Below are 13,290 nucleotides of genomic sequence, written 5' to 3'. Positions count from 1 at the left end.
TGAAGGAATAAAACTAACCGACAAATTTCTTTATCGCTTCAATTACTTTATAAACATCACTTTGCTCCATCGGATAATATAACGGGATGATAATGCTTCTGTCGCACAAATCTTCAGACACGGGTAAACTTACCGGAGACATATATTCATAAGCCTTTTCACGGTGTGAAGTCATAATGCCTCTCCTTGATGAAATACCATCTTCAAGCAAAAGTTCCATTAATTCATTCCTGCTGACTTTACATTCGGGCTTTATGTAAATGCTGAAAGATTGCCAGTTGGTAAAATAACCATCAGCCTCATGCGGTAATCTTATGCCTGCAATATCTTTAAGTTCTTTCAGGTAAATATCGGCAATAGCTCTTCTGCCCCCGATGATCTCATCAAGCTTATCCATTTGTGCAATGCCTACACTTGCCTGTATATCTGTCATTCTATAATTATACCCGACTTCCACATGTTCTTCAAACACTATTTTCTTGGATAAATGTCTTTCCCTGTCATTGACAGACATACCATGCTGGCGCAGCAGACGAAGCCTTTCAGCAAATGCGGCATTATTAGTTGTAATCATGCCACCGTCACCGGTTGTAACAATCTTTCGCGGATGGAAAGAGAAGCAAACCAAGTCGGAATGCGAACCAATCTTTGCACCTTTATAAGCCGAACCGATGCCGCAGGCAGCATCCTCAATCAACAATAAATTCTTTTCCTTACACAAGTCTTTAAACGCATCAATATCAGCAGGCATGCCTATCTGGTGCACCAGTAATATCGCTTTCGTTTTTGGTGTAATTCTCTTTTTTACATCTTCAACATCAAGATTGTAATGCTCGTTCACTTCTGCAAAAACAGGAATTGCATTTACATATTTAATAGAATTTGCCGTGGCTATATAGCTCATGGAAGGGCAGATAACTTCGTCGCCTTCCCCGATGCCGGCAACAATCATTGCAAGATGCAAAGCCGTAGTGCAATTGGAAACTGCCACAGCATGAACTGCTCCGGTATATGCTGCAAATTTATCTTCAAAAGCCTTTACCATAGGGCCTTGTGTAATCCAGCCCGAAAGTATGGTATCGTATGCCCGTTGCGCTTCTTCAGCGTTCATGTATGGTTTTGCTATAGGAATCATTTTAGTCCTGCTTTTCTTTTTGTAATTCAAAATACCATTGTGTCAGGCTTTTCAGGCCTTCGGACAATGATATAGACGGCTGATAGCCTAATAATTTTTGTGCTTTGCTGATGTCTGCCAGTCTTCTTGAAACCGGATTGACACTATTTGCTTCTTTAAATACAGGTTCCAATTGGCTGTTATTTACTTTAAGCAAGGTTTCCAATAACTCAAGCAAGCTTGTTTCAATCTGGTCGCCTACATTGAAGGCTTCGTCTGTAACATCGGCCAATAATGCAAGTATGTTGGAATGTGCCACATCCTTAACGTGTACAAAATCCATTGAATCTTTGCCATCGCCAAAGATTGCCGGTTGCTTGTTATCCCTTATGCAGTCCAGCCATTTAATCATCACCTCGGTATATTTTCCGTCGGTGTCCATGCGTTCGCCATAAACATTGAAATAGCGTAAAGCTACGTAGTCAAGGTTATGCATGAATTTATAACTTCTGAATAATTGTTCACCCCACATTTTTGCCGCGCCATAAAAGGTCTGGTTATTATATGGATTGTCCGTTTCAGGTGTCGGGAAATTTTGCGCAAGGCCATATACGGAAGCGGAAGAACTGTAAATGACTTTCTTGATTTTATGTTTAACGCAAAGATTTGCAACATTGAAAGTCGCATTCATCATCACATCATAACCTTGTATCTGGTCGGCAGCACAGGAATTAATTCTCAACGCAGCCATATGAAAAACATAGTCTGACTGAGCAATGCAGCTTTCCAGTAATTCATTGTCCCTGATATCGCCTTCGTGAAATTCAACAACAGGATTATCATAGAAATTAACCATGTTGGCCATAGAGCCTCTGATAAAATTATCGATGATAAGAATCTTCTTAGGTTTGTGCAGCAATAACTCCTCTGTTACATAAGAACCGATGAAACCTGCGCCCCCTGTAACTAAAATGGTACTGTTCTCAATTATATTCATACTGTAAAAATTAAAAATTGTGTTTCTTATTTAACCTTTCCGTGTACATCCAGGCCTATCCATAGCAGATACCTGAAACGGAACATATCGTAAATAGTCCATAAAATATCATGCAATTTACCTAATGAGCCTGAACCATGTTTACGTGCATGAAATTCAATGGTACGTGTTTCTACTTTAAAGCCATTAATCTTTCCGCGCATAATCATTTCCGGTGTAGTAAAAGCGGGACTTTTGGCTAAGGGCAATACTGTTTTAATAATGTTTTGCCGGTAAATCTGCGTGAAATTCATGTCCTTCAAACCTTTTGTGAGAATCGGGAACAGCATTTTGCGGATAAAGAAATTGACATTGGAAGTCACCAATCGCCAGGATGTGGCGCCTGCGTATATTTTACGTTCCAAAACCAGCAAATCTGCATCGCCGATGGTTTCAAGCAAAGTCCGTATTTCGCTTATAGCCAAGGGGAGGTCAATGCCATTAAATACCACGAACTCTTTTTGAGCCACCGCAAATCCTCTTTGAACCGAAATGCCCTGATTGAGATTGATATGGTTTGGCAAAAAAACAATGTTGGGTTGAGCAGAGAATTTCTCTTTTAAAATTGCAGAAGTATTGTCCTTGCTGCCATCATCCACCACTATGATTTCATAATCTGCAAAGTCTTTATCCAATTGTGTGATGCAGTTGCGCAAGGCTTCTTCCACAAGTTTTTCTTCATTGTAGATAGGTATCACCAGGCTTAAACCAATGTTGGATTTTTCTTGCATCAGGACTGAAAGATTTGCTTTAAGGTCTGAACAATGTGTTGCTGCTGCTGCTCAGTCATGCCCGGATAAATAGGCACAAAAAATGTTTGATCTGCAACGGTACAGCTTACAGGAAAATCTTCGTCTTTATAATTCTGATTTTCAAAATATGGCTCCTGATGCAAAGGCTGAATGCCAAAGCGTGCAGATATATTTGCTGCAGCCAATGTTTGCAGCACTTCCTGTACTGTTTTCTTTGATTCCGGTTTTATTTTAATACAGTAAGAAGACCATGCCGGGTCGGCATATTCAGGAACAAAAGGCAGTTGTAAATCTGAAATTGCTGCAAGATGCTGATTATAATATTCTGCCTGATACTTGCGTTGTTCCAGCATTGCATCAATCTTGGTCAATTGCACAATACCCATAGCAGCTTGCATATCGGTCATTCTGTAGTTATAGCCGCTGTCGTAATATTTCTGAAGAATCAGGCCTTTTGCTTTATGTCTGTCCAAATCGGAAACAGAAGCACCGGTAGCACGAAGAATACGCGCTTGTTCTGCAATATCATCGTTGTCGGTAACCAACATGCCGCCTTCGCCCGTTGTAATCATCTTACGCGGATGAAAACTATAGGTTGCCATAACATTATGATTACCTAAAAATTTGCCTTTATATTTTCCTCCGAAAGCGGTGGCAGCATCGTCTAACAAAGTCAGGTTATGTTTATCACAAATAGCTTTCAATGCATCCAAATCATTAGACAGACCAATCTGGTCAATGTTCATAATGACTTTGGTTTTTGATGTGATTTTTGCTTCAATAAGTTTCGGATCAATGTTGTAAGTGTCCGGATCAATATCTACAAACACAGGGACGGCTCCCGCCATATTGATGGCATTTACATTTGCCATGCAGGTGGAATCTGCTACAATAACTTCATCGCCATATTTTACACCTGCAATTTTCATGGCAATGTGCATGGCAGAAGTGCATGCATTCATAGCAACGGCATGTTTTACGCCGATATAAGCTGCTACTTTTTGCTCGAATTCTTTTACTTTAGGCCCCTGACTTACCCAGCCACTAAGAATTACGTCTTTCATGGCATACCACTCTTCCTCGTCAAGCCAGGGTTTCATTAATGGTACCTGATTGTCAAATAATGAACTCATATTAAAATTGCTTCTGCTCTAAACTTTATGAAATTAAATCAAAATAACCTGCTCCAGTTATAACTTTCTGTTACTTCGGCGACTTTTTTTGCCGGTGTGCCATAAGCTATCACTTTTGCCGGGATATCATTCATTACTGTTGATGCCATTCCGATAATACTTCCTTTTTCAACAGTGATTCTTGCAACAAGTACGGCGGCACTACCGATAAAGGCACCTTCTTTAATATGTACTCTGCCTCCGATTATTGCACCGGGCGAAAGAGAAACATATTTTTCAATGATACAATCGTGTTCAACCAATACTCTTGTATTTATAAGAACATGATCTGCTATGGAAGTGTTGGTATTGACAATAACACCTGCACCAATCATGCAGTTTTTTCCTACAGTGGCGGAAGGTAATATTTCCGCTGAAGGATGAATGGCACTTATGAAATCACAACCCGTTGCTGAAAGCCTTTCTACGATTATTTTTCGTGTATTCGGATTGCCGATTGCCACATGAACCATCGGGTTATTTTCTTTCGATAACATTTGAGCTATATTTAATACCTCAATGCCATTGACTTTTGTACCTGCTAATGATTCATTTTCATCAATAAAAAACAGATGAGCGGCAGGGTATTGACAAATAAAAATATCTGCAATCACTCTTCCCTGAGCGCCACTTCCAAAGATGAAAATTGTTGAAGGAATCATCGATTAATATTGATTTACTATTTTAATCGTATGTTCCAATTCTTCCTGTGTCAATTCTGCAAACATTGGTAAAGAAACACAATGTGAGGCTAAATATTCGCTATTAGGAAAATCACCTTCTTTATAGCCTAAATGTTCATACGCTTTTTGCAAATGACAGGGAACAGGATAATGTAAGGCTCCGTTGATACCATGTTGTTTTAAAAACTCCAGAAAGCCGTCTCTGTCTTCTGTTGTAACAACAAATAAATGATAGTTGGAATTTGCCCATTCGGGCTGCACCTGCATCTTTATCTTAGGATTGGTAATCTCTGTATGATATCGGTTTGCAATGGCTCGGCGTTTCTCGTTCCAGGATGGCAGGTGTTTTAATTTTACACTTAAAGAAGCGCCTTCCAGGCCGCCCATTCTGTAGTTATAACCAATTTCATCATGATAATAACGCACCTTCATGCCATGATTTCTCAAAGAACGTATTTGGGTATCGTAAGCTTCATTATTAGTAGTAATGCCGCCTGCTTCGCCACATGCGCCTAAATTCTTGCCGGGATAAAAACTGAAAGTAGCGATCGATGCCAAAGAACCACATTGCTTGCCTTTATAGGTGCTGCCCTGTGCCTGAGCGGCATCTTCAATTAAATGAAGCTTGTGTTTGTCGCAAATGGCTTGCACTGCATCCACATCAAACGGTTGGCCGTAAAGGTGCACACCAATAACAGCTTTGGTTTTAGGGGTAATGGCTGCTTCGATTTTATCAGCGGCAATTTCCCAGGTATCTGCATCGCAATCAACAAATACAGGTGTAGCGCCTGCATGGCTTACGCCCCAGGCTGTTGCAATAAAAGTATTTGCCGGTACAATAACTTCATCGCCTGTGCCAATACCTAAAGCAAGCATAGCCAAATGAAGCGCAATAGTTCCGTTTGAAACGCCTATAGCATATTTAGTACCAACAAAGGATGCAAAACTGTTTTCAAATTGTTCTACATACTTACCGCCTGCAAAAGCATTTTCATTGAAAACAAGTTCAAACTGTTCAAAAATTTCGGCTTTTACCGATTGATTTTGTCTTGTCAGATCTAAGCAAGGAATATTAAAAGCGTTAGCGCTCATGATTATTTATTAAATACTTTTTAGAATTTTAGCAGGATTTCCGGCAACGATAACGCCTTCGGGTACATCTTTTGTAACAACGCTTCCGGCGCCGATTATAGAACCTTTCCCAATCGTGATGCCACACATAATGGTTGCATTGCTGCCAATGGAAACACCTTCAGAAACATAAGTGTTTTCCATTTTCCAGTCTGCTTCCGTTTGCATAGATCCGTCAGGGTTTACAGCTCTTGGTAATTTGTCGTTTATGAAAACTACCGAATGTCCAACAAAGCAATTATCTGCAATATGCACGCCTTCGCAAATAAAAGTATGGGAAGATATTTTGCAATTTTTGCCGATAGCCGCACCTTTCTGGATTTCTACAAAAGTGCCTACTTTGCTACCATCATCAATGGAACAGCCATATAAATTTACAAAGTCGAAAATCTTTACATTTTCGCCAATGGTAATGTTATTGAGATTTTTCTTTTCCGAGATTTCGGTTATTAGTTTCATAAAATGATTTCCTGTCCTTTTTGCTTGATTGATTTCTGTGCCGCTTCCAGAATCCTTACTACTTCAATGCCGGTTTCAAAGTTGGAAACAGGTTTTGTTCCTTTTACAATAGCGCTGACAAAGTCGGCAGCCATGCCGGACAATGCTTCTGTATTTGGCAAATGTGGCAAATATACATCTCCGGAACGATAATTTACAAGTAAATTACGTTTGTCTTCATCTGTTTTTATATCAAAACCTTTAGCATATACTTTTACTTTTTCGGTAGGCTCCACGTCATCAAACAAAATCATTTTTTTGTCTCCGCCTATCATTATGTTCCGGAGTTTTACCGGTGAGGACCAGGAACAATTGAAGTGTGCAATGAACCTGGTAGAATAATTTACTGTCAGGTATGCAATGTTTTCAATATCGTTATTTGTATGGCAAACGCCTGTAGCCTGTACACTATAAGGTTTTTCGTTGTATAAATAAAAAAGGATGGAAAGGTCGTGCGGGGCTAAGTCCCAAAGCACATTTACATCATGTTGTATAAGTCCGAGGTTAACTCTTGTGGAATCAAAATATTGCAAATCACCTATTTCCCCTGTTTCAATCAGGCTTTTAATCTTTTGAACGGCGCCTGTATATAAAAAGGTATGGTCAACCATTAAAACCTTGCCTGTTTGTTTGCTAAGTTCAATGAGTATTTCAGCTTCTTCAGCAGATTGTGTCATTGGTTTTTCCAACAAAACATGTTTACCTGCTTTTAAGGCTTTTTGTGCTAATGGGAAATGTGTATGAACGGGCGTTGCAATTACAATTGCATCTACTGTCGGATCATTAATCATAGCATCCGCATCCGTCGTTACATTTATTTTAGGGTACATTTTCTGAACTGCTTCCAATCTGTTTTCGCGTAAGTCAGATACACAACAAACGGAACAGCCATCCACGCCATTAAAATTTCTAACCAGGTTCGGACCCCAATAGCCATAACCTATAATGCCAATATTTATCATTCAAGCTTTTTTTGAAAAAATCTCCCAAAAGTAATACAAGTTTTTCTATCATCTGATATCTTTCCAAATCGGAGCAGTAGGATTTATTATTAATTATGGGCAGCAAAATGTAGATATTGATTGTGATTGAGATAGTATTTTTGTAGATTCAACACGAAGACGTTTTTAAAATAGTCCGTTTCAATTTAACCAGCCAATTAATTGGTTTCTACACCATATATGAATTTCATCAAATCCGGATACTGTATTATTCTGTTATGTATGTGTTTTTTTACGAAAGCAAATGCACAATTGCTTACTTATAAGACACTTTCAGCTGAAGATGGATTGCTAAGCATAGAAGTTCATACTATTATACAGGATTCAAAGGGGTATGTATGGATTGGTACAAAAAATGGCCTTTGCCGTTGGGACAGTAAGAATTTTGAATATTTCACTATTGCCGACGGGTTACCGAACAATGAGGTGTTATACGTATATGAGGACTCCAAAGGAAGGATTTGGATTTCCTGTTTCAGCGAAGAGCTTTGTTATTATTTCAACGGACGTATTTATAATAGTAAAAATGCTCCTTTTTTAAATAAAATCAAGAGCCAGCAGGGCCTTATGTTTATTGAACAAAACAATGAGTTTTATTATAAATCTACTGATGCCAGTTTAATTAAATTCAATCTTTTGACTCAAAAGTCAACAGTTATACACGATAGCTTAAAAGCAGCGGCTTTTTTCTTTATAATAAATAAAGGTAAAGTATGGGGGTTTCAGGATGAACGAAACCGGAATCGTTTGATTGCTAAAGATGCCAGAAATCTTATTTTGAATGAAGATACCAGCTATTATACTCCTTACTATTTCTGCCCCAACTTACCCAGTAACAATATTCTGACTTGCATAGATTTCAGACATAAACGTTATAGCTTTCAAAAAGGGTTGGACACTCCATTTTATCATGCAAATTATACAAATAAAGAATTCAGATTTGCTATTTATAATGAGGGGAGAATAATGGAAATTTATAATAATTATATCCTGCAGAAAAAAGATAATTATAAAATAAAGGTTGATTATCCGGATCGGCAACAAACTATTGACATAAAAAAGAATCTGTTTATGGTAACAACTGACGGGTTATTATTTTGTCGTCAGATGCCTGTTCTTGAATATGAACAGAATTCCCGGATTAATAATAATGCTAAATTTCTTTTCAGGTACGGAGGGGAGGTATATATTGTCAATAATAGGTATGAGCTTATAAATGTAAATAAACAGCAAAAGATCAATCAGCTTAAAAGCAACGCAATTAATTTATACAACCTATTGAGCTTTGAAGGTAAATTTTATTTAAGCACGTCTTTTGATCTGTATCGTTTTGCTGATCCAAATAAAAAAATTGAAGATTTAAACTATTTGAGGTATTCAAACTTTAAATATATTTCTCCGAGTAAGAAGGCCAATCATTTATTTACCGCAAATGGACTGGGGCCTGGTATTTTTCTGATTAGCCCTCAAACACACACTTACGACACCTTATTGCTTGACATACAAAAAAATGTTTACAGTATATTTGAGGATAGCCATTCCCGTCTTTGGTATTCTACGACTGATAAGGTTTATTATACGGATGAATATTACAATGGCATAAAAAGGAGCAGGGAGTTTGTCCTTGACCCATCAAGCCCTGTATTTTGCAAAAGCATCGGGGAAGATAACAAAGGGAACCTTTTTTTCACGACCAATGGTGGTGTTTTTGTATATGACGGGAAGCATAAGTACAGGATAGACCAGGCCAGTCTTTTGAGTGACAATGAGTGCAGCAAGGTAGTTATCGACACGCTTCGCAGCAGTTTCTGGGTGGCTACCAAGGATGGCTTAAACCGGATTGGCTATTACCGTGAAAATGGCATATTGAAATTCAAGGTTTTAAGTAAGTTTTTTGCATCAGACGGCTTAAGGTCAGACAATATCAGTGACATATTGCTGGACAGCAATAAACTGTATATAGCCACAGATAAAGGAGTCAACATTCTGGACGATGTAAATTACCGCCCCGATACCATGCCGATACCTGTTTACGTTAAGCTTACAGCAATAAATGCGGCTGCGAACAAAGGCTATGACACGATAAAAACCATTGAACTGGAGCATGACCGGAACAATTTGACTATCGGGTTTTCTGCATTGTATTTTTTGAGGCGGGACCGTTTAAAAATAAAGGCTTACCTGTACCGGGACAACAGCCTTGTTTCTCAAAATGACGTTACGGGAGACAAGATAGATTATTATTCGCTCAACGACGGCGATTATAAACTGGTGCTTTATGCCTTTGACCAGGACTACCATTATAACAATGGTCAGTCTACGCCATTTGAGTTTACGATAAAGCCTCCCTATTACAAGACATGGTGGTTTATCATTGGCTCAAGCCTGCTGGTAATCATAATCAGTACAAGCCTGATGCTGTGGAACCTGACCCGGCGCAAGAAACGGGCTATACAGCAGGCCGAGCTGCAGGCCCGGCTGAACGAATCGACGCTTAAGTCTTTGCAGAGCCAGATGAACCCCCATTTTGTTTTCAACTCTCTTAACACGATACAGTCTTTTATTACGGAAAAGGATGAAGCCGGCGCAATTGATTACCTTTCGGATTTCAGTGTTTTGATGCGAGAAATACTGGAACAGTCTGTGCATACGTTTATAAGCCTTGAGAACGAGATACAGTTCCTGAAGCAGTACATGCAACTGGAGATAACGAGGTACAAACATTCCTTTGATATTGCATGGGACATTAAGCTGGATGAGGAAGATTTGACGGATATTTACATCCCTACGATGCTGATACAACCTATCCTTGAGAATGCGGTAAAGCATGGTGTTTCAGCATTAAATGATGTAAAGGGCCATATTGAAGTGACCTTCGGGCTTGTTAACAAGCACCTGCTTGGCGTGACAATAAAAGATAACGGCCAGCCGTCTGGCGGCAAAAGCTTTAAAGGTAACTCTATAGCGGTGCAGACGATTAAGGACCGGTTGAATATTTATACAAAGAACAAGGTAAAAGGTGAATATCATTTGCTGGTAGCTGAAACGGGTGCTACTGCAACTATAACTATTCCAATTTAGTGTTACCTTTCTATAATGTTATAAAGAAGTTTAAATACAATTCTGAGAACGCATAAATGCATTTTACGATATCAAAATATTACATTGCTTTATCAATTGCTCTTCTTAGTTGCATCCTGACAACAAACGCGCAATTGCTTACTTATAAGACACTTTCAACTGAAGACGGATTACCAGGCATTGAAATTCATACCATGATGCAGGATTCAAAGGGGTATGTATGGATTGGTACAAAAAATGGCCTTTGCCGTTGGGACAGTAAGAATTTTGAAACTTTTACTATTGCCGATGGATTGCCCAATAACGAGGTATTATATGTGTATGAAGATTCTCAGGGAAGGATCTGGATTTCCTGTTTCAGTAAGGAACTTTGTTATTATTTTAATGGACGTATTTATAATAGTAAAAATGCTCCCTTCTTAAATAAAATTAAAATACAAACCGGCTCTAAACTAATAGAACAAACGGGCGAATTGTATTATAATGCTGATAATGGCAAACTGAATAAATTTAATCTTTTAACCGGAAAAATAATTACAGTATCTGCAAAGAAGGAGGTTCGCTTATTTCTATTTACAAAGCATAAAGGTAAGGTGTGGGGAATAGAAGATTCAAAAGAAACCGGTTTGGATGCCCGGAGAATTATACTAAGCGAAGATACTGCGTTTTATACTTCGTATATTTTCTGCCCCAGTTTTCCAAACACTGACACTATTATCTGTATGGACCGTAAAAATAAATGGTATGGTTTTTTGAATGGCTTTGATTCGCCATTTTATAAGGCAAAATATGTTAATGGCGATCTTAAATGTGCAATTTATAACAATGGAAAAATACTGGAAGGCTATAATAATTATATTATTCAGAAGAAAAATAATTACGTATTAAGAATTGATTACAGTAATCGCGGCCATATTTATCAAATAAAGGAGAGCTTTTACGTAGCGACGACATCGGGGTTATTATTTTGTCGTCAGATACCTGTTCTTGAATATGAACAAAGTTCCGAGATTAAGAATAATGCTAAATTTCTTTTCAGGTACGGAGGGGAAGTATATATTGTCAATAATAAGTATGAGCTTATAGATGTAAATAAACAGCAAAAGATTAACCAGCTTAAAAGCAACGCAATTAATTTATATAACCTATTGAGCTTTGACGGTAAATTTTATTTAAGCACGTCTTTTGACCTGTATCGTTTTGCTGATCCAAATAAAAAAGTTGAAGATTTAAACTATACCGGGCATACGAACTTTAAATATATTTCTCCGAGTAAGAAGGCCAATTATTTCTTTACCGCAAATGGAATTAACGTTAATATTCTCCTGATCAATACTCAAACGCATACCTGCGATACTTTACTGGCAGAGCGGCAAAAGTCCGTTTACAGTATATTTGAGGATAGCCATTCCCGTCTTTGGTATTCTACGACTGATAAGGTTTATTATACGGATGAATATTACAATGGCATAAAAAGGAGCAGGGAGTTTGTCCTTGACCCATCAAGCCCTGTATTTTGCAAAAGCATCGGGGAAGATAACAAAGGGAACCTTTTTTTCACGACCAATGGTGGTGTTTTTGTATATGACGGGAAGCATAAGTACAGGATAGACCAGGCCAGTCTTTTGAGCGACAACGAGTGCAGCAAGGTAGTTATCGACACGCTTCGCAGCAGTTTCTGGGTGGCTACCAAGGATGGCTTAAACCGGATTGGCTATTACCGTGAAAATGGCATATTGAAATTCAAGGTTTTAAGTAAGTTTTTTGCATCAGACGGCTTAAGGTCAGACAATATCAGTGACATATTGCTGGACAGCAATAAACTGTATATAGCCACAGATAAAGGAGTCAACATTCTGGACGATGTAAATTACCGCCCCGATACCATGCCGATACCTGTTTACGTTAAGCTTACAGCAATAAATGCGGCTGCGAACAAAGGCTATGACACGATAAAAACCATTGAACTGGAGCATGACCGGAACAATTTGACTATCGGGTTTTCTGCATTGTATTTTTTGAGGCGGGACCGTTTAAAAATAAAGGCTTACCTGTACCGGGACAACAGCCTTGTTTCTCAAAATGACGTTACGGGAGACAAGATAGATTATTATTCGCTCAACGACGGCGATTATAAACTGGTGCTTTATGCCTTTGACCAGGACTACCATTATAACAATGGTCAGTCTACGCCATTTGAGTTTACGATAAAGCCTCCCTATTACAAGACATGGTGGTTTATCATTGGCTCAAGCCTGCTGGTAATCATAATCAGTACAAGCCTGATGCTGTGGAACCTGACCCGGCGCAAGAAACGGGCTATACAGCAGGCCGAGCTGCAGGCCAGGCTGAACGAATCGACGCTTAAGTCTTTGCAGAGCCAGATGAACCCCCATTTTGTTTTCAACTCTCTTAACACGATACAATCTTTTATTACGGAAAAGGATGAAGCCGGCGCAATTGATTACCTTTCGGATTTCAGTGTTTTGATGCGAGAAATACTGGAACAGTCTGTGCATACGTTTATAAGCCTTGAGAACGAGATACAGTTCCTGAAGCAGTACATGCAACTGGAGATAACGAGGTACAAACATTCCTTTGATATTGCATGGGACATTAAGCTGGATGAGGAAGATTTGACGGATATTTACATCCCTACGATGCTGATACAACCTATCCTTGAGAATGCGGTAAAGCATGGTGTTTCAGCATTAAATGATGTAAAGGGCCATATTGAAGTGACCTTCGGGCTTGTTAACAAGCACCTGCTTGGCGTGACAATAAAAGATAACGGCCAGCCGTCTGGCGGCAAAAGCTTTAAG

The 13,290-nt window shown here is 38.8% G+C and carries 10 protein-coding genes; 2 read left to right on the top strand and 8 right to left on the bottom strand.

What is annotated here, in order from left to right:
- Positions 1–13: 13 nt before the first annotated feature.
- From F0919_RS12600 to F0919_RS12565, 8 genes are read right to left on the bottom strand one after another with little or no spacing between them, the layout of a single operon-like run.
- A complete protein-coding gene (locus tag F0919_RS12600) occupies positions 14–1,135 on the bottom strand; it encodes a DegT/DnrJ/EryC1/StrS family aminotransferase (RefSeq protein WP_150033122.1) in 1,122 nt (373 codons plus the stop codon).
- A gap of 1 nt (position 1,136) precedes the next feature.
- On the bottom strand, positions 1,137–2,111 hold the full coding sequence (locus F0919_RS12595) for an NAD-dependent epimerase/dehydratase family protein (protein WP_216629423.1): 975 nt from the start codon (positions 2,109–2,111) through the stop codon (positions 1,137–1,139).
- A 26-nt stretch (positions 2,112–2,137) separates the two neighbouring features.
- A complete protein-coding gene (locus F0919_RS12590) occupies positions 2,138–2,881 on the bottom strand; it encodes a glycosyltransferase family 2 protein (protein ID WP_150033121.1) in 744 nt (247 codons plus the stop codon).
- A complete protein-coding gene (locus F0919_RS12585) occupies positions 2,881–4,035 on the bottom strand; it encodes a DegT/DnrJ/EryC1/StrS family aminotransferase (protein WP_150033120.1) in 1,155 nt (384 codons plus the stop codon). Before F0919_RS12585 ends, F0919_RS12590 begins: the two co-directional genes overlap by 1 nt.
- A gap of 38 nt (positions 4,036–4,073) precedes the next feature.
- Positions 4,074–4,736: an acetyltransferase gene (locus F0919_RS12580; RefSeq protein ID WP_150033119.1), complete on the bottom strand. Its 663-nt coding sequence runs from the start codon at positions 4,734–4,736 to the stop codon at positions 4,074–4,076.
- A gap of 3 nt (positions 4,737–4,739) precedes the next feature.
- On the bottom strand, positions 4,740–5,849 hold the full coding sequence (locus F0919_RS12575) for a DegT/DnrJ/EryC1/StrS family aminotransferase (protein WP_150033118.1): 1,110 nt from the start codon (positions 5,847–5,849) through the stop codon (positions 4,740–4,742).
- Positions 5,850–5,858: 9 nt separating this feature from the next.
- Entirely contained in the window at positions 5,859–6,347 is a 489-nt protein-coding gene (locus F0919_RS12570; RefSeq protein WP_150033117.1) for an acyltransferase, read from the bottom strand.
- Complete coding sequence (locus F0919_RS12565; RefSeq protein WP_150033116.1) at positions 6,344–7,348, bottom strand: Gfo/Idh/MocA family protein; 1,005 nt, start codon at positions 7,346–7,348, stop codon at positions 6,344–6,346. The genes F0919_RS12570 and F0919_RS12565 overlap by 4 nt, the downstream gene beginning before the upstream one ends.
- Positions 7,349–7,609: 261 nt before the next feature.
- Between F0919_RS12565 and F0919_RS12560 the strand changes: the two genes are divergently transcribed.
- On the top strand, positions 7,610–10,468 hold the full coding sequence (locus tag F0919_RS12560; RefSeq protein WP_190277380.1) for a sensor histidine kinase: 2,859 nt from the start codon (positions 7,610–7,612) through the stop codon (positions 10,466–10,468).
- A gap of 56 nt (positions 10,469–10,524) precedes the next feature.
- Positions 10,525–13,290: sensor histidine kinase (locus tag F0919_RS12555; RefSeq protein WP_190277379.1), on the top strand; the 2,766-nt coding region annotated here is incomplete at its 3' end.

This window comes from Taibaiella lutea, from assembly GCF_008629695.1.
Classification (GTDB): Bacteria; Bacteroidota; Bacteroidia; order Chitinophagales; family Chitinophagaceae; genus Taibaiella; species Taibaiella lutea.
This window is presented reverse-complemented; position numbering and strand designations above follow the sequence as displayed.

What these genes read in the sequence shown, in the direction of transcription:
- F0919_RS12600 (WP_150033122.1), bottom strand. Translation starts at nt 1,135, where the DNA reads ATGATTCCTATAGCAAAACCATACATGAACGCTGAAGAAGCGCAACGG.
- F0919_RS12595 (WP_216629423.1), bottom strand. Translation starts at nt 2,111, where the DNA reads ATGAATATAATTGAGAACAGTACCATTTTAGTTACAGGGGGCGCAGGT.
- F0919_RS12590 (WP_150033121.1), bottom strand. Translation starts at nt 2,881, where the DNA reads ATGCAAGAAAAATCCAACATTGGTTTAAGCCTGGTGATACCTATCTAC.
- F0919_RS12585 (WP_150033120.1), bottom strand. Translation starts at nt 4,035, where the DNA reads ATGAGTTCATTATTTGACAATCAGGTACCATTAATGAAACCCTGGCTT.
- F0919_RS12580 (WP_150033119.1), bottom strand. Translation starts at nt 4,736, where the DNA reads ATGATTCCTTCAACAATTTTCATCTTTGGAAGTGGCGCTCAGGGAAGA.
- F0919_RS12575 (WP_150033118.1), bottom strand. Translation starts at nt 5,849, where the DNA reads ATGAGCGCTAACGCTTTTAATATTCCTTGCTTAGATCTGACAAGACAA.
- F0919_RS12570 (WP_150033117.1), bottom strand. Translation starts at nt 6,347, where the DNA reads ATGAAACTAATAACCGAAATCTCGGAAAAGAAAAATCTCAATAACATT.
- F0919_RS12565 (WP_150033116.1), bottom strand. Translation starts at nt 7,348, where the DNA reads ATGATAAATATTGGCATTATAGGTTATGGCTATTGGGGTCCGAACCTG.
- F0919_RS12560 (WP_190277380.1), top strand. Translation starts at nt 7,610, where the DNA reads ATGTGTTTTTTTACGAAAGCAAATGCACAATTGCTTACTTATAAGACA.